We start from the raw sequence: 18,784 nt of genomic DNA, 5'->3' as shown, positions 1-18,784 counted from the left end.
CCGGGCACGACAGAATGATACACCTTTTATGGGGCGTGTTGAAAAGTCACGCGTTTCCGAGGCGCAGTGAGGTGAGTGCAGCTTCATGCAGCGTTGCGGAGTATCTCCGATATTCCGCAGCCCTTGCCTCGTAGAGTTCGGCCACGGCGGTTCGGCCGGTCTCGCGCGCATCTCGGGCCATGCGCTCCACGAGGGTCACCCGCTCTTCCATGACCCTCAGGGCAATCCTGATCGCCTCGTCGAGTTCATCGATGTGGGCGGCAAGCGCGTCGGCAGTATAGGCATGGCCGATCTGACACCGATAACGCAGCGGCCCCGATCCGCGAACCTCGGAAAGCACGCCATGACAATCGGGGCAGGTTATGGCCGTTGGCGAAGCGATCTTGCGAAGTTCGACGCTGCCGGTTCGTGCGCCGGCCGCGATCTCGACTTCAAGCCGCAGTTTCTCCAAGGGAAGATCAACAGCCGGACCCGCAGAGGTTCCCGCGATGTCGACAAGAAGCCTGCCGAGGTCAGTTGCCGAGGCTACGTGGTCGACCTCGACCGCCTCGAGCGCGGCCAGCGGCATCTGATCCGCCTCAGCATCGAGTGGATGCTGTACTATAGCCGTTCCGCCGCTGGATTTGATTGCATGAAGACCTGCCGCGCCATCATTTAGCATTCCGGTCAAAACGAGTCCTACGACGCGTGGTCCGAACGACAGGGCAGCAGAACGAAACATCGGATCGATCGAGGGCCGGGCCATATTTTCTCGGGGGCCAGCTCCGAACATGATTGTTTCGCCGATGAGCAGCAGGTGCCTGTCGGGTGCGGCAAGATAGATGTGACCGCGCTCAATTGGCTGGCCGTCAACCGCCTGCATTACCGGAAGCTTGCATTTGGCCGCAAGCACCTGCGGCAGGAAACCTGGTGAATTCGACGGGATGTGCGTGCTGATGAAGACGGCCGCCGGAAGGTCCGCGGGCAGATCCGCAACCAAGGTCTGGAGAACGGCGCCACTCCCGGCCGAGCCGCCAATAGCAATAATATCCCTGGTTGCGCATGATGGCATGGTGATTGACCTTCGGTGACCATTCAACAGTCGGCGAGGCGACATTGTTCCGCGACGCACGCCTGCAGTTCCGTTTCTTCGACCCAGGTCTGTCGAAAAATCTGGCAATCATGCAGTCGCGCCCAGCAAGAACTCGATCAGTTCAGCCGGTTCAAGCCAACGGGGGGACCAAAGAGCGCTACAGCGATCTGTTCGAGTTCGGTTGGTTTTTCGCAGAGTGCAAACCCCTTGTACTTCGCGGGCAGGTGGGAAGAGTCATAACCGGTTGCAAAGACGAAATTGATGTCGCGCGCTTCCAGCTCGTCGGCGACGGCAAATACCAGATCATCGGCAAGGTAGACGTCGAGGATCGCCGCATCGATGTGGTGTTCCTTGATCAGATCGAGGGCGCGGCTGACGTTTGATGTCGGACCCACAACCAGCGCCCCAAGCTCCTCCAGCTTCCTGCGAGTCTCGTCGGCAAGAAAATATTCGTCCTCGACGATCAGAATATGCTTTCCCGAAAAGAGTTTCGCTTGATTGGTTTTTTGCACGGAGCACCTTTCTGCCGAGCCAGCAGTGATAGCGTCAACCCACTGGATGTACTCCACGCCTGCTGTGCCGAGCTGGCAGGCTGGCGAGCACCGCCAATAGTTTTTTTCCTTACACGGTTTGTTAAGGCAAGGCACAGATGTAAAAGGCTTCGGCACCGAAGAACAATCGCAGCCGGTAACGAAAACGAACGGGATCTGGTATTCCTCGAGCTTTTCAGCCAGCGGATAGGCCATGGTTCCGCGAAGGTTGAGATCGACGATTGCTCCGTCGAGTTCGAAGGCTCGCTCGTTAACGAGCTTCAAAGCACCTGCGACATTCGACACCGGTCCCGCGATCTCAGCGCCTTCGTCCTCAAGGGCCATCATTATGCTGGAGGCGGCCAGGTACTCGTCTTCGACCAGCAGATAGAGGCGCCCCGCCAGCGCGAGCGATTGCTGCATGACCTGCCTCCTTTGCCTGTCGAACTATTGTTGGAGACAAAAGTTGCGCCTCTCGAAGAATTAAACACTGCAAACTTGGTAGTGACGCGCTTGGAGGAATCTCGTCTTCCCCTTGTTAGGGGCGGAAAAAGCGAACACGGTTTCCAGCGTTTATCACGGTGTGTTGCGCACCCCTCAACGAAAAGCCCATCAAACGCTCGTACTCCGCCTCCGGGATGCCGTAGGATCCATGGGCCTTGAGGATGAGGCCCTCCCGATCGAGTATAATCACCTTCCCTCGCACGGACCTGATGAGCTTCTCGCCCTCCAGAACGTGGAGGGCACCCGTCACTCCGGAACGCCGCACACCCAACATGAAGGACATGTATTGGTGTGTCAGGTTCAGCACCTGGCTTTCCACCCGGTCATTGATCATGAGCAGCCAGCGCGCCAACCTCTGCTCGATTGAATATCGGCCACTGGCCACGGCCGTGTAAGCAATCTGAATTCCGAGTGATCGAGCAAATGACGATGAGAGAGAGCGCAACTGCGGCGCCTTGTGTACGAGACGAAGAAAATTGTCGACGTCAATCCGCTGAGCGGTACCTTCGATCTGAACCATCATGTTGTAAGGCGTGCGCCAATCGCCCTCCAGCAGGCCCGCGCCTGTGATGCCTTCGCGTCCGATCAGGCCGGCTTCGACCTGCGAGCCGTCGAGCGACACTGCGACAAGCGATACAATCCCGGTCTCGACGAAGGAAACCGCGTTTATCTCGCCAAACTGCTGTTCGAGCATCTGACCTTGCACCATTCGGACCTGTTTCAGATGCGGTTGGAGAACATCGATTTCACGGGAAGAAAGCGCCGAAAGAATGAGGTTCTCCTGGTGGCGCGAGGCCTTTAGCGTTGACCCCTCGCACTCTGACAGGGCCTCCAATATTGCCCTCTTGTCCAGCGGCTTTTCCACGAAGATCCGATCGGCAAAGCGCGGAGGAACGACATCTCGGCTATAGCCCGTTGCGAAAAAAAGGGGATGTTGCGTTTCGACAGCTCGTCGGCGACGGGAAATACCATCGTACCATGCAGATTGATGTCGAGAATGGCTACGTCGATCTGTGAAGTTTCTTCGATATATCTCAGGGCTTGTTGGATATTGGGTGCAGGGCCGATGATCTTTATACCGGCTTCCGATAAGGTCGACGTGAGGTCGCTTGCAAGGACGTAATCGTCCTCGACGACGAGGGCTATCTGCGCGGGCTTGGTGAAAGCCGTACTCATACCACTTGCTTCCTCGCGTCATATCCAGTTTCAATGAAAACGTTTGGATAATCGACCTGTTCCAAGTGGTCGTGCGAAGCCATATTCGCGATCTCGGGTATCTGCGTGTAAGCACCAAGATCGCTCGATTTGGGGTGGACGCCATCTCGTCCTACGGATGCGGGGTCGCGCGCGGCGGCAGCGATTTCAGGTATCGAGCGATGGCAATGCGATCGGGCTCATGGAGCTCCGCCGTGTTTCTCACGACATCTGCCATCGACCAGCCGACATAGCCGTGGTCAGGCGTCTTTCCGCTCCTGAGCATCTCTACGATATCGTTTTCCGACCATCGGCCGATGCCCTCTGGCGTGATGTTCGGATTGAAGCCGACGCCTTCCGAGCTCACTCCCCCGGCAAAGCGGGTTTTCGGTTCTATCGCGCCGAAGGCGTTGCGGGAGGAATGGCATTCTGCGCAATGGCCGAGCACCTCGACAAGGTAGGCGCCGCGGTCATGCACGGGATCGCCGTTCAGTATTTCTTCGGATCGGCCCTCGCTAAAGAATAGAAACTTCCAGAAGCCGACAAACCGCCGGATGCGAAACAGCAAAGCGAGGTCATGCGGTTGCGGTCGATCGGCAACAGGCGCAAGCGTCCGCAGGAAGGCGTAGAGATCCCTGACATCGTCAAGGTTCATTGCAGTATAGCTGGCATAGGGAAAGACAGGATAATAATGCTGCTTGGCTGGCGAGACGCCGGCGATCAGGGCATTTGCCAAATCGGCCACCGACCACGATCCTATGCCGGCCTCGCGGTCGGGCGAGATATTGGGGGTTCTGAAGGTTCCGAAGGGAGAGGCGAGCGCAAGATCCCCTCCAAGTTTCAGGCGATCTGGCTGACCAGGAGACGCATGGCAGGAGGCGCAATCGCCCGCGGCAAATACCAGCCGACCGCGCTCAGCGTCTCCTGGTGTCAGCCTCGGATCGTCGGCAGAAAAAGGCGCGTGCGGCCTGGTCAGCAACCAAGTCGTGGAGGAGGCAATGACGATTGCAGCAACTGCAATCGATAATAATCGCGCACCTTTCATCATCTTGAACCCGCAAATAGGCTGATCGTCTCAAATTGGAGGCGGCTCGACCATATACGGCCGGCGGCCGCGCCGACAAAGATAGACTTCTCGCTCGGGATTGGCTTCAACCAGAAATCCGGAACTGCGCAACATCGCCTCGACCGCCGCCTTGTTCGGGATGAACCAATTCGTGGGATCGTTGGCGTAACGCTCCTCGACGAAGAACAATCTCGGAAAATCCGGTTTGTCGAACACCGCCCATTCCGAGAAGTCATAGTTCTCCTCCGGTAGAGCGGTTCGCTCGTCGCCGCGCTGCAGGCATTGGAACAGCATCAAATCCGTAACCACATGTTGGTAGAGCAGATCGAGCGCCAGCAAAGGGTGGCGCAGATGGTAAAGCACGCCCATAAAGAGTACCAGATCAAAAGCTTCTCCAAGGGCCGGCACCTGGTAAACCGACATCTGCTTGAATTCCACGTCGAGGCCGAAATGAGCGGCGGCGAAACGGGCTTGCTCAAGATAACGGGCATCGGAATCGATGCCGAGCACACGCCCAGCGTTGCGGCGTTTCATCTCAAGTGCATAAAAGCCGGCATTACAGCCGATATCGAGCACGCTGCGCCCGCCCAGATCTTCGGGCACGACATGTTTGAAGCGCTCCCATTTGAACGCGGGATAATCGCCGAGAAAATGATCCGGAGCGGTTTCAATCTCTCCGAGCCGCATGTTTTGGAACCAGGGGCCGAGTTCGGTCACGCGGCGTTTCAGGGCGAGGTTCATCATGGCTTGCCTCCGTTTTTCGATCAGCCTCGCGCGGGAGCCGCCAGCGAGGCTACCCGGTTCAGGTGGCTGCGAGACGCCGTTGCCTGCCGCCGCGGGCGGCTGGCGAGACTGTTGGCAAACCATTCCATCGTATAGACGAGGCCTTCTGAAAGCGGCACCGTCGGCTGCCAATCGAGAAGTTCGCGCGCTCGCGCGATATCTGGGCGGCGGCGCTGCGGATCGTCCTTCGGTAGCGGCTTGTGGACGATCCCCGTCCTGCTCGGCACCATCGAGCGGATCATCTGGGCGAGTTCGTTGATCGTGAACTCACCGGGATTGCCGAGATTGACCGGCACGCCGGGGTTGGGCCAAAGGTCCATCAGCGCAGTCAAGCCGCTGACCAGATCGCTGACATAGCAGAACGACCGTGTCTGCGTGCCGCTTCCATAGATGGTCAGGGGTTTCCCAGACAGGGCCTGCACTATCAGGTTTGAAACAATGCGGCCGTCATTTGCCTGCATGCGCGGGCCATAGGTGTTGAAAATGCGGGGAACACGGGCATCGACGCGGCCGGCACGCAACATGTCGAAGCAGAGGGCTTCGGCGGCGCGCTTTCCTTCATCATAGCAGGCCCGCGGCCCCGTGCAGTTGACATTCCCGCGATAGTCTTCCCGCTGGGGATGTTCGGCCGGATCGCCATAGACCTCGCTCGTCGAAGCCTGGAGGAACGAAGCGCCGTGTCGTTCGGCAAGCGCAAGCAGGTTTCCCGTGCCGGCAACGCAGGTCATCATCGTGTGGACAGGATCCGCCTGATATTGCGGCGGCGATGCTGCGCAGGCGAGGTTATAGATCTGGTCCAGCGGCTCCTCGATTTCCAGGAACTGGCAAACGTCCGTTTCGATGAGCCGGAAGCGCGGGTGGTTGGTCAACGGACGAACGTTATCCGGCGAGCCGGTAATATAACTGTCAACGCAGATGACGGAATCACCACGACCGAGGAGGGCATCGCAGAGATGAGACCCGACAAAGCCGGCTCCCCCTGCCACCAAAACAGTCTTGGCTTTTCCGCGACGATTGACTTGCAGCATCGATACTCTCCTTCACGCTGAAATACGCTCATAAGCTCGGTTTGCCGGCAGTTTCGAAAGGATCTGGGCGAGTTCGACGGCACGGGCAGCCCCGGTATGGCCGCTCAAGACGCGCCTTCTGGCGGCAGCGGCAATCGCGATGCGGTCGGTATCGGCGAGTTCGGTCAACCCTGCCACGACATCGGCTGGACATTGCGCAACAAGCAAAGCCTCCCCAGCCGGCAGGAGTTCATCGAGCCCGCGCCAGAAGTCGCTGACAACAGCCGTTCCGCAGGCAGCGGCTTCGAAGAGCCGCACGCTCGGCGACCATCCGGCGGTGATCATGTCGCTGCGGGTCACATTCAAGGTAAACCGTTGCCTGGTGTAGAAGCTAGCATGATCAGCCGGCGCCAAATGCTCGATGCGCTCGACATTGGCCGGCCAGTCGATCTCGGCGGGATATTGCGGCCCGGCGACGACGAAGCGCATGGATGGCAGGCGACGTGCCGGCTCCAGAAGCAGGCGCTCCAATGTCGGCTGGCGATCCGGGCTGTATGTTCCAAGGTAGCCAAGATCCCAGTAAGCTGGCTCACCTGTGTTGGCATATCGGCTTTCATCGACTGAGCAGTAGAGCGCGACAGCTTTCCTCGCGCCGTATCTCTTCTCCAGCCGCGTCAGTACCTCTCCTCCGGAAAAGGAGAAGTAGGCGTCAAAGATCGGGATCTGCCGCAGCGCCAGATATTCCTCCTCGCCGCGGTCAAGCTTTGCGAGCGTTACAGGCGTGTCGATGTCGTAAAAGCAGAGCCATTTCGGCTCGAGCTTGTCGAGTTTGTCGATGAGCGCCACACCCTCAGGCACGTAGGATCCGACGATAACGGCATCGGCTTGTCTCAGCCGGTCTCGATGAAGGTCGATCATCGCGTCGATGTCGGCGTAATAGGCGAGGTCGCAGAAATCCGGTGAAGCAAGATCGCGTTGACTGGCGTACCAGGGGACGTCCCGCTCCAGGAACAGAACCCGGTGACCTTCCTGGCGAAGCCCCTTGATGAGAGCGCGGTAAGTCGTGGCATGGCCGTTTCCCCAGGACGAGGAAAGTGAAAGCCCGATAAAGACGATGTCGAGCGACCGGGTCATTCGGCTGCCTCCATCCGCGCGCCGAGACGAGCGCGGAAAATCTTGTCCACGGCTTCGGCCCGATTGGTGTAGGTGTGCTCTGTCAGCACGCGCTGGCGCGCGCTCTCGCCAATTTTCCGAGCCGACTGGCGCGACAAGCCGGCAACCAGCGCCGCCACGTCCTGTCCGTCGCGCGCGACCAGGATTTCCTCATCGGGCTTCAAGAAGAACTCGATGCCTTCCCAGTCGTCGGTAATAAGGCAGGCGCCGGCGCCGGCAGCTTCGAAGACGCGTGTCGCCGGCGAGAAACCGTTTTCCGCCATGCTGGCGCGCGATACATTGAGAACCGCCATCGGGGTCACATTGAAGGCATTGTGATTCCGCGTCGGCACATGGCCGATATAGCGGATATTGGACGCGACCGGCTTGTCCTGCCAGCCCGAACCGCCAAGCAGGAATGTGCGGTCCGGCAGACGTGACGCGGGCTCCAAAAAGAAATGCTCGACCCGCGCCTCGCGATCCGGCAAACGGTTGCCAAGGAAGGCGAGATCGGCGGAGAAGCATATGTCCTCCGGCACCGGGTGGTGCGTTTGCGGATCGAGCGCATTGTAGATCGGCACGCAGTTGGCGGCGCCCACGGCGCGGTATGCGTTGACGACCGGATCGCCGCCGCCATAAGTGAGGACAAGATCGATCCCGCAAAGCGCCCGGCGCAGCCGATGATCGGGATTGGCCTTGAGTTCGGCAAGCGTTGCCGGCGCATCGACATCCCAGAAGATTTTCAGGGCCTGCGGCCGCGCATGGCCAAGCACCTCTTCCAGAAGCAGATCGTCTTCGAAACCGACGCCGCTTGCCTTGACGACGATATCGGCCTCAGCCGCAGAGCGGCTAACGGCCTTCAAGGCGTCGATCGTGCCTTCGTAGATGACGACCTTGCACCAGTCCGGCGGATCCATGTCGCGATTCTTTTGACGATCATAGACATCGGGTTCGTAGAAAGTGATGTCATATCCTTTCGCCGCCAGCGCCCGCAGCAGGCCGCGGTAATAGGTGGCAGCGCCATTCCAATAGGCGGAGACGAGGCTTGAACCGTAAAATGCGATCTTCATTCGGCTGCCTCTCGGGATTGGAGATTGGTGGTGACGCGGTTCGTGCCGCAGCGCGTCAGGACTGCGAAAAGCTCGTCGACGCGATGCCGGCAGGTGTGGCGCGCTTTGATCGTCGTCAGACCCGCCGCGGCGAAGCTTGCGGCGTAATCGGCATCTGAAAGAACGTCACGCAGGTTCCTTTTCATATCCTCGCCGTCGCGAGCGAGAAGAAAGTCCGTGCCCGGCGAGAAGAGGTGTTCGGCATCGTTCCACGGTGCCGAGATCAATGGTATCCCGCAGGCAAGGGCTTCGAAGACGCGGATGGTTGGAATACCCGGCAGATGCTGAACATAGGGGCGTCGCGGAATGTGCACTGTCACCTTGTGCCTGGCGAAGGCGGCAGGAACATCAGAATTGGCGATCCATCCGCCGTAGGCGATACCGGCTTCGCGAAGAGCGTCGAGCGCGAGATCGGGATAACGGACGCCGCGAACGGTCGTCGTCAGGCCGAGCCATTGGGCGGGACCAATCAGGAATTCGGCGATCTCGGCCGACCGTTCATCATCACCCCAGTTGCCGATCCAGATGAGGTCTCCGGTTCTGTCGATGTTCGGCATTGGCCGAAACAAAGTATCGTCGGCTGCTTCGTGCCATGTGAACACGGACTTTCCCCAGCCTGCTTTGAGATAGCGTTCCCGCAACGTCTCGCCGAAAGCCAGCACACCGTCATAATTGCGAAGTGTCAGCCCGGCGATGTCGCCTTCGGCCGAGACTGCCCGATGATGTGTGTCGTGAAAGAGCAGCGTGAAGTTGGCGCCATTGCTCCGGATGCGGCCGAGCCGAGCCACCAGTTCAGGCTCCGTCCATTCGTGGACGATGACGACATCAACATCCCCAAGCGCGGCTTCATGGTCGAAGCTCTTTTCATAGATCTGCGAGCGGTGCTGCGGAAAGGTCTGGTAAAACCTCTTGATTGCGGAGGCGCCTTGATCTCTGACAAGGTTGGTACGGCTCCAGGCATCTTCCGGTTCCAATGCCAGGGTGTCATGGCCGCGCCGCTGGAGGTCGCGCATCACACCGCGAAGAAAATGCGCGTTGCCGTGGTTCCAGTCGGAGATGAGCGAATGGGTATAGAAAACGAACTTCATGATCACTCCGCGGCTGTCGATAGGGTGTGGCCAAGCCTGCCGGAATAGATCCCGGACATGGCTTCGCCCTGCACTTCCAGGCTGAAGCGAGCCGATCGCTCCTGCGCCTTCCGGCCGAGGGCTGCGCGCTGCTGCGGATCATCCGCGAGGCGGTTGAAGGCATCTGCGAAAGCTTCTGGATGATGCGGATTTGCAAACAGCGCGGCATCGCCCCAAATCTCCCGATAGGTTGGAATATCGGAAAGCACCAAGGCAGCGCCGGCCCTCGCCGCTTCGAGCGCCGCCAGGCCGAAGGGTTCGAAAAGGGATGGAGAGGCGACGATTGCCGCCTGCCGCGCCAGGACCGCCATCCGCTGACGCGAGATCTCGCCCAGATGGTCGGCATGGTGAAACCGCAGATATTGACCATTGGGACCGCGGTCGGCACCGGCCGCCATCACTGGCCAGCGGGAAAGAGCTGCCGCTGCATCCAGAACGGCGCCGTTTTTCCCCTCGTCCCACCAGCGGCCGGCCGCCAGGACGAAATCCTGTTTGGGTTCGCTGGAACATTCGAGCCCGCTCGCATTGTAAACCACGCTAAGGTTCTGGATCGCTCCATAGGCCGCCTCCATCGCCGCGGCATGGCTGCGGCTCGGGGCGATCACGGTGTCCGCACGGACAAAACCTGCCTCATTCAGCCGATATTGCCATTGCCAGTCACGCGGCACCGCGGTGCCGCGCATGGCGGCAAACCAGGTCACCACACAGGAATGACAGACCACGATGACCGGCAGGTCCGTCTGCATGCCGGCTGCTTGCGACGGCATATTGAGATGCAGAAGATCAACCTCCTCGCGGCGGGCGAGATCGGCAATCAAACGCGGCACTTCTGCAACTTCCTTTTCATGCCCTGCCATCCAGTCGAGCGGCGTCTCCAGCCAGTTAAGCGTGCCGAGCCCGTTTGCTTCGGCAATCTTTTCCGCCGTTGGCGCCGGCCCCAGGCCTGCGAAGACAACCTCGACATGGTTTGGCTTCAAGGCGGCAGCCAGATCCATGGCGTAAGACCAGACCCCGCCGACGGCGTCGACCGTCATCAGCACGCGGCGGTGCCGGGTATCTCGCGCGTTTGCGGTCATGCGATCACCTTCCGATTTTCCCTGCGGATCTGCTGGCCGCCGAAACGATTGGCGATTAGCCATTCGGCGAGGTGCCGGAGCCCATCGCGCCATCCGACGCGGGCGGCCCAGCCAGTTTCCCTTTCAATTTTTCCCGTATCCGCGACGAAGTAGGACTGGTCGCCGGCCCGCCACGGGCCGAAACTTGTGTCGACCGGACGACCGGTAATCTCCTCGATCTCACGCAGCACCGAAAGAACGCTGACGGCATTGCGCGGTCCCCCGCCAAGATTGAAGGCTTTGCCGGAGACACGGTCGACATTGGCCAGCAGCGAGCGGTAGGCAGCGACGGCATCGTCGACGTGAAGGACGTCGCGAACCTGTTTGCCGCTGCCGTAAACTGAAATGGCTTCATCCCCCAGCGCCCGGATCAGAAAATGCGCGACCCAGCCCTGGTCCTCGGTGCCGAATTGGCGCGGACCATAGATGCAGCTCATCCGTAAAACGGCGGCCGGTATTCCAAAGGATTTGGCGTAGTCGAGGACATACTGGTCGGCGACACCTTTGGAACAGCCGTAGGGCGTGCAGAAGTCGAGCGGCCGATCCTCGGCGATCCCCTTCGTCCGTACGGTGTCGTTTTCGGGAACATATCGGTCGTCGAGCTCGACCATGCCGAGATCGTCGAGGGCGCCATAGACCTTGTTGGTGCTGGCGAAGATGACTGGCGCCTGTCTGCCTGCCTTGCGTACCGCTTCCAGCACGTTGAGGGTGCCTCGAGCATTTGTCTCGAAATCGGCGAGCGGATCTACAATGCTCGTGGTCACGGCAGTCTGGGCGGCATAATGGAAGACAGCCTTGGCATCCTTGAAGGCGGCTTCGATGCCCATCAGGTCGCGAACATCGGCAAGGACAGGATGAACCCTCCCTCCATGCCGCTCGATCAGCCATGAGAGGTTCTGATCGACCCCCGAGCGACCCAGATTGTCCAGAATGATCACGTCCTCACCGTCGCTGAGCAGGCTGTCGGCGAGATTGGATCCGACGAACCCACTGCCGCCGGTGACGACAACAGGTGCGGCGTCAGAGCCAATGTGCGGGGCAGCGAGGGCAGCAACCTCCTCCAGTCTGGTGACGCCACCTTCCATCAGAAGACGGGCCAAGAGCTTTGGCTTGTTGTCGTGCGTAACGGCTCCGAGGTGATAGTGTCGCGGATCGAACCACAGACCTTCTTGGACCGGCACGTCCGGCGGCACATCGCACCAGGAGTACCAAAACATCCTGTCGGCCGGCACGTTAAGCGCCTTGATGAAGCGTCGCGCCTGTTCGATCTCGTCATTGCGCCAGGTGGAATAGCCCGCTTCGGTAATCCATATCTCCGCCTTGGCATTGTAGCGGTCGACAATTCCCCGCATCTCGCCCAGATGCATATCCCAGCCGCCCCAGGTGGCTTCCTCACTATCCCAGGTGCCGGGAAAGCCATGGAAGCCGACAGCATCGACGACGCCGAGCACACCGCGCCCGCCCATCAGATTGAGCCAATAGGGATCAAAGGGGCACGGGCCGCCGAGCACCGGCTTAAAGCCTCTCTGCTTGGCCCAGTAAGCGGCGCCTCCGACCATCTCGCAAAAAAGCAGGAAATCGCTGTCGTGGCGCCAATCCCAATCAAGCAGGTTGTTGGGTTCGTTCCAGAGCTCGATATGGCGGAAATATCGGCCGTAGCGCGTCAGGATATGATCGACGAAATCGGCATAGGATTTAAGGTCGATCGGGGCGCCTGACGCCTTTCCCGTCCGCGAGAGCGAAGGTGGGGTGTAATGGACGCAGGGCAGAAGGTCGATCTTGCTTCCGACGCGGGGGATCAGCCAATCGAACCATTGCTGGCCGCCGGGCGCCAAATATTCGGCCCATGAGAGATGCGTGCGGAGATAACTGGCGCCGCTAGCCAGAATATCAGGAAGCATGGCCTCCGTCCGCTCATGCTCTCCCGGTCGAAACCACTCGACGAAGCCGAACTGCCTTGTCTCCTGCTGGCTGGGTGTTGGAGAGCTGATCTTCTTCATGAAACCAGCCCCCGCTCTTCCAGTTGACGCTTCATCTCGGCGCCGCGGTCGACCGCTCCGGTCTCGCGAACCCATTCAGCGAAAGGACCAAGCGAATTTTCAAGCCGATATCTCGGCTCGTATCCAAGCAGTTCGCGGGCCTTGGAGATATCGGCAAAACAATTGCGGATGTCGCCAGAGCGAGCCTTATTCATGATGTCGGGACGGATCTGAGGCACGCCCATGGCGTCGGCGAGCAGCGTCGCAACATCGGCGATCGAATAAGCCTGGCCGCTGCCAATATTGATCACGTGGCCGGCTGCCGCCGGTTTTTCCAAAGCCAGGCGAAACGCCGTCGCCACATCCCGCACATGGACGAAATCACGCCGTTGCCTGCCATCCTCAAAGATCATCGGCGGCTGACCGTTGGCAAGTCGCGAGGCGAAATTTGCGAGCACGCCGGTATAAGGATTGGAGAGCGCCTGCCCAGCGCCGAAGACGTTGAAGAGGCGCAGGGCGACGGCGTCAACGCCGTAGGCTTCGCCGAAGATCAGGACCTGCTTTTCCTGAGCGAATTTCGTCAGAGCGTAGATGGAGGCAAGATCGACGGGCTTCTCCTCGTCGGTCGCGACCGGCGTCAGCAGCCCGTTGTCCGGGCCGAGCGGATCCCACTGGCCCTGCCTCACATGATTGGCGCGCCGCCTGACATAGCCGAGCCGCCGACCATCGGCCGTGGAATATAGCCCTTCGCCGTAGACGCTCATCGAGGAGGCAACGACGATTTTCTTGACAGGCAAGCCGATCATCGCTTCCAGAAGCACCGCTGTTCCGAGATCGTTGCTGCCGACATAGCGGGCGATCTCGTACATCGACTGTCCAACACCCACCTCGGCGGCAAGGTGGATGACACCATCGACGTCGGCGAGCGCTGCGCCGACGGCGTCCTTGTCCACGACATTGCCCCGGACGACCTCCGCTCCTTCCGGCACGCTCACTTCCGCATCGGCATGGACCTGATCGATGAGTGCATCGAAAATGCGCACGTCATAGCCCGATTTCAGAAGTTCTTCAGCGACATGGCGACCGATAAAGCCGCACCCGCCTGTTATCAATATCATCATTATTGGAGCCGTTCGGTTGAAGAAATCGCTTCAGAGATAGCCGTCGAACCGGACTTGGATGGAAAAGTTCCTTCATCAATGACATCTTTATTGACTTCATCATCTATGACTTCTTTGACATCCCCCGGAACTCTTCAGCGGCACTGCAGTTCGAGGCGTGCCATACTGGAGGACATCTGATGGATATTGCGGCAAGACCCGCGGCAGAGCTCATGCGGGCTGCAATCGTCGCCGGCCCCGGCAGTCTTTCGATCGAGACCCGCGCCCTACCGGAACCTGGTCCCGGCCAGGTCAGGATCAAACTGGAAGGCTGCGGCGTTTGCGCGTCGAACCTCACGCCCTGGGCAGGACCCGATTGGATGACATTTCCGACGGAGGCCGGCGGGCTGGGCCACGAGGGCTGGGGGACAATCGACGCCATGGGCGCCGACGTCACGGGCCTTCAACTGGGGGACCGCGTTGCCGCTCTTTCCTACCATGCCTATGCCACGCACGATATCGCCGACGCTTCGATGGTTGCAAGACTGCCTGGCGAATTGGACGGTAAGCCATTTCCAGGCGAACCGCTCGGATGTGCCATGAACATCTTCAGCCGCAGCAATATCGAACGCGGCCAGACTGTCGCCATCATCGGCATCGGCTTTCTCGGCGCCCTCCTCACCCGGCTTGCCGCAGCCGCCGGAGCAAGGGTAATTGCCATTTCACGCCGGCCCTATTCGCTTGAGGTGGCGAGAGAGATGGGAGCGGCCGAAACCATTGCGATGGATGATCACTGGCGCATTATCGAGTGCGTCAAAACCCTCACGGATGGAAAGTTCTGCGACTGCGTTATCGAAGCGGTCGGCAAACAATGGCCACTCGACTTGGCGGGCGAGCTTACCAGGGAACGGGGCCGGTTGATCGTTGCCGGCTATCACCAGGATGGGCCGCGTCAAGTCAATATGCAGCTATGGAACTGGCGCGGCCTCGACGTCATCAACACCCATGAGCGCGATCCTGCCGTTTACATGCGAGGTATTCGCGACGCCATAGAAGCGGTGCGGCTGGGGCGGATCGATCCCCTGCCGCTCTACACGCATGTCTATCCCCTGGAGAGGCTGGACGAGGCGCTGAACACGGCGCGCGACCGTCCGGATGGTTTCCTGAAAGCACTGGTGCAATTTTCATGAATGAGTTGATCGTCGGACAGGAGGCGGCCTTGGTCGTCAGACCATTAAGACTTGGCTTTCTCGGGGTGGGATGGATCGGCCGGCATCGGATGAAAGCGATCCTCGACAGCGGCGTGGCCGAGGCCGTCGCTATCGCCGATCCCTCGGCCGAGATGATGCGGGAGGCGCGCAAGCTTGCGCCAGATGCCCGGATCGCCGTTGATCTTGACGATCTACTCGACCAAAAGCTCGACGGCGTCGTGATTGCGACGCCGAGCGCGACCCACGCCCGACAGTCGATCCGCATCCTTGAGGCTGGCGTCGCCGTCTTCTGTCAAAAACCGCTGGGGCGGACGGCCTCCGAGGTAAAGGCTGTCGTCGACGCATCAAAGGCAGCCGACCGATTCCTGGGTGTCGATCTATCCTATCGCTATACCCAGGGCCTACAGCAGATCCGTGAGATCATCCGCTCAAACGCTCTTGGGAAGGTATTCGCCGCCAATCTGACCTTTCACAATGCTTATGGACCCGATAAAACCTGGTTTTACGACAAAACCCTCTCCGGCGGCGGCTGCGTCATCGATCTCGGTGTTCATCTTATCGATCTGGCTTTGTGGTGTCTCGATTTTCCGTCCGTCGTTTCGGTCACCAGCGAGCTTAGATCGGGCGGAGAAAAGCTTCGAGACGACCGCCAGGTTGAGGATTTCGCGTCTGCGACAATGTCGCTTGCCGGCGGCGAGATCATTCGTCTGACCTGCTCGTGGAGGCTTCATGCCGGCTGCGACGCGGCAATCCGTGCTGAATTCTTCGGGACCGAAGGTGGCGCCTCATTTCGCAACGTTGACGGCTCGTTCTACGACTTTACGGCCGAGAAACTGTCTCGCACATCCCGGCAAACGCTGACCCTGCCGTCGGACGATTGGGGTGGACGCGCAGCTGTCGACTGGGCAACACGACTGGCTGGCGGTCAGCGTCACGATATCGCCTGTGAGGAATTCATAGCGGTTGCCGAGGCGATCGACCGGATCTATCGCACGAGCGGCGAGTGATCCTAGGTGCCTTTGACGAGGCCGCAGACGACGATCGTCGCATACAGAATAAACGCGACCACGCCGACCGTTGCGATCAGGATGAGCGCGACCCTGCCCGCATTGAGCCTGGTGCGTTTCCCGGCGGGGGACGTTGCGGACCGCTGGATAGGATCTTTGTCCGAACTCGCGCGCTCATTGCACCTGCTCCATCGCCGGCGTCGGTGACTTCTCATCCGGTTCGCCGGGATGGGTGATCAATGTGAAGGCAAGCGCGGCCAGGCAAGCAAGAAGGAAAATCGCGACGACGAAGAGCATCATCCGCCGTGGCGCCTTTGCATTTTCGTGCTTCGTTGCCGTAGCCGGATTCCAGTCTTTCCTGCCCTTGCTCACGGCGATCCCCTCTGAGGAAGTTCGATCTGTTCATCCAGCTCGTCCTTGGGCTCGTCGCGACGTCCGCGCAGCAGCGAGGCTTCGACGCGTTTTATTTCCGCATCCGTCAGTTCCACCAAGCGACCGCTGTCATCTGGAATGCCTGGACCGCTTTCAGCAATGGTCTCGTCTCTCGGCCTGGCGTTCGTGCCGGTCGATATTTTTGCGCGTCTGTACATGACATTCTCCAATCAAAGGACAAGAAGGTTTTTGCTTCGACCGCGAAACCAACGTTCGGGGAAGTCAAACAACAGACGATGATGAAGGTTCCGACGGCCCCACAGTTCTACCGGGTTGCTTGGGCGGCCATCGCAACAGGCATGCCGACCGATGCGCCGGCCTCCTCCGCATCTCCGGGAACTTTTGCGGAAAGTCGGGGTTGGAGCGCCGTCGAGGATTGCCAAAGGAGAAACCATTGTGAGAGCCCTGACCTGGCATGGCAAGCATGATATTCGCTGCGACAGCGTTCCCGATCCGAAGGTTGAGGACGGGCGCGACGCCATCATAAAGGTGACCGCCTGCGCCATCTGCGGATCGGATCTGCATCTTTACGACGGCGTCATGCCGGAGATGCATGGCGGCGACATCATGGGGCATGAGACCATGGGCGAGGTGGTCGAGGTCGGCAAGGACAACACCAAGCTCAAGGTCGGCGACCGCGTCGTCGTACCCTTCACCATCTCCTGCGGCGAATGTTTCTTCTGCAAGCGCGGCTTCTATTCCGGCTGCGAGCGCTCCAACCCCGATCGCGCCAAAGTCACCAAACTCTGGGGCAATTCGCCCGCCGGGCTTTTCGGCTATTCGCATCTGCTCGGCGGCTATGCCGGCGGGCAGGCGGAATATCTGCGCGTGCCATATGCCGATGTCGGGCCGATCAAGGTGCCGGACGGGCTCACCGACGAGCAGGTGCTCTTTCTTTCTGATATTTTCCCGACCGGCTACATGGCAGCCGAATTTTGTAATATCCAACCCGGCGATACGATTGCGATCTGGGGCTGCGGGCCGGTCGGCCAAATGGCGATTCGCTCGGCTTTCCTGCTCGGCGCCGCGCGGGTCATTGCCATCGATGCCGTGCCTGAGCGCATGGCGCTGGCGAAAGCGGCCGGAGCCATCCCAATCGACTTCATGGATAAGGACATCTACGATCAAATCATGGAATTGACCGATGGTCGTGGCGCCGACGCCTGCATCGACGCCGTTGGAACAGAAGCTGAAGCCGCCGCCAGCTGGGACTCCCGCCTCGACCGCATCAAGGTCGCAATGTTCATGGGAACCGACCGCCCGCATGTGCTGCGCCAGGCCATCCACTGCTGCCGCAACTTCGGCACGGTCTCGATCGTCGGCGTCTATGGCGGTTTCCTCGACAAAATCCCGATGGGTTCAGCGATCAATCGCGGCCTGACATTCAAGATGGCTCAGACGCCGGTTCAGCATTATCTGCCGATCTTGATGAAGCGTATCCAAGAAGGGGAAATCGATCCCTCCTTCGTCATTACCCATCGCGGCACGCTGGAAGATGGTCCGGCTCTCTACAAGACATTCCGCGACAAGCAGGACGGATGCATCAAGGTCGTTCTGAAACCTTAGAGGAGACGCATCATGGCTCAAAGTCAATCAGGCAAAGGCCTCGCCGTCGTCACCGGCGCATCCACCGGCATTGGCTACGAACTGGCGAAATGCGCAGCGCAGGACGGCTATCATTGCCGCCGATGAGGAGCGCATCAACTTGGCAGCAGCAAATCTCAAGGATTTCGGCACGACCGTCGATGCCGTCGAAGCCGAGCTTTCGACGCTCGAAGGCGTGGATCGGCTCGTCGAGCGCATCACCGCCAGCGGCCGGTCCGTCGATCTGCTGATGGCCAATGCCGGCTGCGGCCTCGGCAAGGGCTTCCTCGACCAGAATTTCGGCGAGGCGCGCAAGGTCGTCGATACCAACATCACCGGCACGATCTATCTGATCCATGCGATCGGCAACCAGATGCGCAGCCGCGGCCAAGGCCGCATCCTGCTGACGGGCTCGATCGCCGGGTTCATGCCTGGTTCCTATCAGGCGGTCTATAACGCTACCAAAGCCTTCATCAACAGCTTCTCCTTTGCCTTGCGGGAGGAATTGAAGGAATCGGGTGTGACCGTCAGCTGCCTCATGCCGGGAGCAACGGAAACCGAATTTTTCAAGCGGGCCGGGCTGATGGACACGGCGATCGGCCAAGCGAAAAAGGACGATGCCGGCGAAGTCGCACGGATCGGCTATGATGCGATGATAGACGGCGAAGGCGATGCCGTCAGCGGCTGGAAGAACAAATTGCAGGCCGCCGTTGCTAATGTCACGCCGGCAAGCATTCTGGCCCACCAGCATTCGAAGATGGCAGAGCCGGGTTCGGGCACAAAATAGACCGCACCGTGGCGGCGACGCGGCA

16 protein-coding genes and 2 pseudogenes are annotated in these 18,784 nt (G+C 59.8%); 4 read left to right on the top strand and 14 right to left on the bottom strand.

Annotation, left to right across the window (positions count from 1 at the left end; genetic code table 11):
- Positions 1 to 46: 46 nt before the first annotated feature.
- From ACS4RS_RS25665 to ACS4RS_RS25610, 12 genes and pseudogenes are all read right to left on the bottom strand, one after another.
- Positions 47 to 1,051, bottom strand: coding sequence for a chemotaxis protein CheB (locus ACS4RS_RS25665; protein WP_439012867.1), 1,005 nt, complete (start codon positions 1,049 to 1,051; stop codon positions 47 to 49).
- A 137-nt stretch (positions 1,052 to 1,188) separates the two neighbouring features.
- The gene (locus ACS4RS_RS25660) at positions 1,189 to 1,584 is read right to left on the bottom strand and encodes a response regulator (RefSeq protein WP_439013265.1); all 396 of its coding nucleotides are present in this window, start codon (positions 1,582 to 1,584) and stop codon (positions 1,189 to 1,191) included.
- 556 nt (positions 1,585 to 2,140) lie between these two features.
- Positions 2,141 to 3,282: pseudogene (locus tag ACS4RS_RS25655) on the bottom strand (helix-turn-helix domain-containing protein).
- Between the two features lie 151 nt (positions 3,283 to 3,433).
- Entirely contained in the window at positions 3,434 to 4,348 is a 915-nt protein-coding gene (locus tag ACS4RS_RS25650) for a c-type cytochrome (protein ID WP_439012866.1), read from the bottom strand.
- Positions 4,349 to 4,375: 27 nt separating this feature from the next.
- Positions 4,376 to 5,110 (bottom strand): TIGR04290 family methyltransferase, encoded by a 735-nt coding sequence (locus ACS4RS_RS25645; protein WP_439012865.1) that lies wholly within the window; start codon positions 5,108 to 5,110, stop codon positions 4,376 to 4,378.
- Positions 5,111 to 5,130: 20 nt separating this feature from the next.
- Positions 5,131 to 6,177: an NAD-dependent epimerase/dehydratase family protein gene (locus tag ACS4RS_RS25640; protein ID WP_439012864.1), complete on the bottom strand. Its 1,047-nt coding sequence runs from the start codon at positions 6,175 to 6,177 to the stop codon at positions 5,131 to 5,133.
- A 12-nt stretch (positions 6,178 to 6,189) separates the two neighbouring features.
- Entirely contained in the window at positions 6,190 to 7,290 is a 1,101-nt protein-coding gene (locus tag ACS4RS_RS25635) for a CgeB family protein (protein ID WP_439012863.1), read from the bottom strand.
- Entirely contained in the window at positions 7,287 to 8,378 is a 1,092-nt protein-coding gene (locus ACS4RS_RS25630; protein ID WP_439012862.1) for a CgeB family protein, read from the bottom strand. Before ACS4RS_RS25630 ends, ACS4RS_RS25635 begins: the two co-directional genes overlap by 4 nt.
- The gene (locus ACS4RS_RS25625; protein WP_439012861.1) at positions 8,375 to 9,505 is read right to left on the bottom strand and encodes a CgeB family protein; all 1,131 of its coding nucleotides are present in this window, start codon (positions 9,503 to 9,505) and stop codon (positions 8,375 to 8,377) included. The genes ACS4RS_RS25630 and ACS4RS_RS25625 overlap by 4 nt, the downstream gene beginning before the upstream one ends.
- A 2-nt stretch (positions 9,506 to 9,507) precedes the next feature.
- Positions 9,508 to 10,620 (bottom strand): glycosyltransferase, encoded by a 1,113-nt coding sequence (locus ACS4RS_RS25620; RefSeq protein WP_439012860.1) that lies wholly within the window; start codon positions 10,618 to 10,620, stop codon positions 9,508 to 9,510.
- Entirely contained in the window at positions 10,617 to 12,659 is a 2,043-nt protein-coding gene (locus ACS4RS_RS25615; protein WP_439012859.1) for an NAD-dependent epimerase/dehydratase family protein, read from the bottom strand. The genes ACS4RS_RS25620 and ACS4RS_RS25615 overlap by 4 nt, the downstream gene beginning before the upstream one ends.
- The gene (locus ACS4RS_RS25610; RefSeq protein ID WP_439012858.1) at positions 12,656 to 13,759 is read right to left on the bottom strand and encodes an NAD-dependent epimerase/dehydratase family protein; all 1,104 of its coding nucleotides are present in this window, start codon (positions 13,757 to 13,759) and stop codon (positions 12,656 to 12,658) included. Before ACS4RS_RS25610 ends, ACS4RS_RS25615 begins: the two co-directional genes overlap by 4 nt.
- Before the next feature lie 179 nt (positions 13,760 to 13,938).
- On the opposite strand from ACS4RS_RS25610, the gene ACS4RS_RS25605 reads away from it, so the two are divergent.
- Both ACS4RS_RS25605 and ACS4RS_RS25600 read left to right on the top strand, forming a co-directional pair.
- Entirely contained in the window at positions 13,939 to 14,928 is a 990-nt protein-coding gene (locus ACS4RS_RS25605; RefSeq protein WP_439012857.1) for a zinc-binding dehydrogenase, read from the top strand.
- The gene (locus ACS4RS_RS25600) at positions 14,925 to 15,956 is read left to right on the top strand and encodes a Gfo/Idh/MocA family protein (RefSeq protein ID WP_439012856.1); all 1,032 of its coding nucleotides are present in this window, start codon (positions 14,925 to 14,927) and stop codon (positions 15,954 to 15,956) included. The genes ACS4RS_RS25605 and ACS4RS_RS25600 overlap by 4 nt, the downstream gene beginning before the upstream one ends.
- 174 nt (positions 15,957 to 16,130) lie before the next feature.
- On the opposite strand, the gene ACS4RS_RS25595 is transcribed toward ACS4RS_RS25600, so the two are convergent.
- Positions 16,131 to 16,328: a hypothetical protein gene (locus tag ACS4RS_RS25595; RefSeq protein WP_439012855.1), complete on the bottom strand. Its 198-nt coding sequence runs from the start codon at positions 16,326 to 16,328 to the stop codon at positions 16,131 to 16,133.
- Positions 16,325 to 16,546: a hypothetical protein gene (locus tag ACS4RS_RS25590; RefSeq protein ID WP_439012854.1), complete on the bottom strand. Its 222-nt coding sequence runs from the start codon at positions 16,544 to 16,546 to the stop codon at positions 16,325 to 16,327. The genes ACS4RS_RS25595 and ACS4RS_RS25590 overlap by 4 nt, the downstream gene beginning before the upstream one ends.
- Positions 16,547 to 16,784: 238 nt before the next feature.
- On the opposite strand from ACS4RS_RS25590, the gene ACS4RS_RS25585 reads away from it, so the two are divergent.
- Both ACS4RS_RS25585 and ACS4RS_RS25580 read left to right on the top strand, forming a co-directional pair.
- Positions 16,785 to 17,954 (top strand): alcohol dehydrogenase catalytic domain-containing protein, encoded by a 1,170-nt coding sequence (locus ACS4RS_RS25585; RefSeq protein WP_439012853.1) that lies wholly within the window; start codon positions 16,785 to 16,787, stop codon positions 17,952 to 17,954.
- A gap of 12 nt (positions 17,955 to 17,966) precedes the next feature.
- Positions 17,967 to 18,759, top strand: a pseudogene (locus ACS4RS_RS25580) (SDR family NAD(P)-dependent oxidoreductase).
- Positions 18,760 to 18,784 lie beyond the last annotated feature (25 nt).

It is taken from the genome of Rhizobium sp. F40D2 (assembly GCF_051810745.2).
GTDB lineage: Bacteria > Pseudomonadota > Alphaproteobacteria > Rhizobiales > Rhizobiaceae > Rhizobium.
This window is presented reverse-complemented; position numbering and strand designations above follow the sequence as displayed.

What these genes read in the sequence shown, in the direction of transcription:
- ACS4RS_RS25610 (WP_439012858.1), bottom strand. Translation starts at nt 13,759, where the DNA reads ATGATGATATTGATAACAGGCGGGTGCGGCTTTATCGGTCGCCATGTC.
- ACS4RS_RS25635 (WP_439012863.1), bottom strand. Translation starts at nt 7,290, where the DNA reads ATGACCCGGTCGCTCGACATCGTCTTTATCGGGCTTTCACTTTCCTCG.
- ACS4RS_RS25615 (WP_439012859.1), bottom strand. Translation starts at nt 12,659, where the DNA reads ATGAAGAAGATCAGCTCTCCAACACCCAGCCAGCAGGAGACAAGGCAG.
- ACS4RS_RS25600 (WP_439012856.1), top strand. Translation starts at nt 14,925, where the DNA reads ATGAATGAGTTGATCGTCGGACAGGAGGCGGCCTTGGTCGTCAGACCA.
- ACS4RS_RS25640 (WP_439012864.1), bottom strand. Translation starts at nt 6,177, where the DNA reads ATGCTGCAAGTCAATCGTCGCGGAAAAGCCAAGACTGTTTTGGTGGCA.
- ACS4RS_RS25620 (WP_439012860.1), bottom strand. Translation starts at nt 10,620, where the DNA reads ATGACCGCAAACGCGCGAGATACCCGGCACCGCCGCGTGCTGATGACG.
- ACS4RS_RS25630 (WP_439012862.1), bottom strand. Translation starts at nt 8,378, where the DNA reads ATGAAGATCGCATTTTACGGTTCAAGCCTCGTCTCCGCCTATTGGAAT.
- ACS4RS_RS25625 (WP_439012861.1), bottom strand. Translation starts at nt 9,505, where the DNA reads ATGAAGTTCGTTTTCTATACCCATTCGCTCATCTCCGACTGGAACCAC.
- ACS4RS_RS25665 (WP_439012867.1), bottom strand. Translation starts at nt 1,051, where the DNA reads ATGCCATCATGCGCAACCAGGGATATTATTGCTATTGGCGGCTCGGCC.
- ACS4RS_RS25650 (WP_439012866.1), bottom strand. Translation starts at nt 4,348, where the DNA reads ATGATGAAAGGTGCGCGATTATTATCGATTGCAGTTGCTGCAATCGTC.
- ACS4RS_RS25605 (WP_439012857.1), top strand. Translation starts at nt 13,939, where the DNA reads ATGGATATTGCGGCAAGACCCGCGGCAGAGCTCATGCGGGCTGCAATC.
- ACS4RS_RS25590 (WP_439012854.1), bottom strand. Translation starts at nt 16,546, where the DNA reads ATGTACAGACGCGCAAAAATATCGACCGGCACGAACGCCAGGCCGAGA.
- ACS4RS_RS25645 (WP_439012865.1), bottom strand. Translation starts at nt 5,110, where the DNA reads ATGATGAACCTCGCCCTGAAACGCCGCGTGACCGAACTCGGCCCCTGG.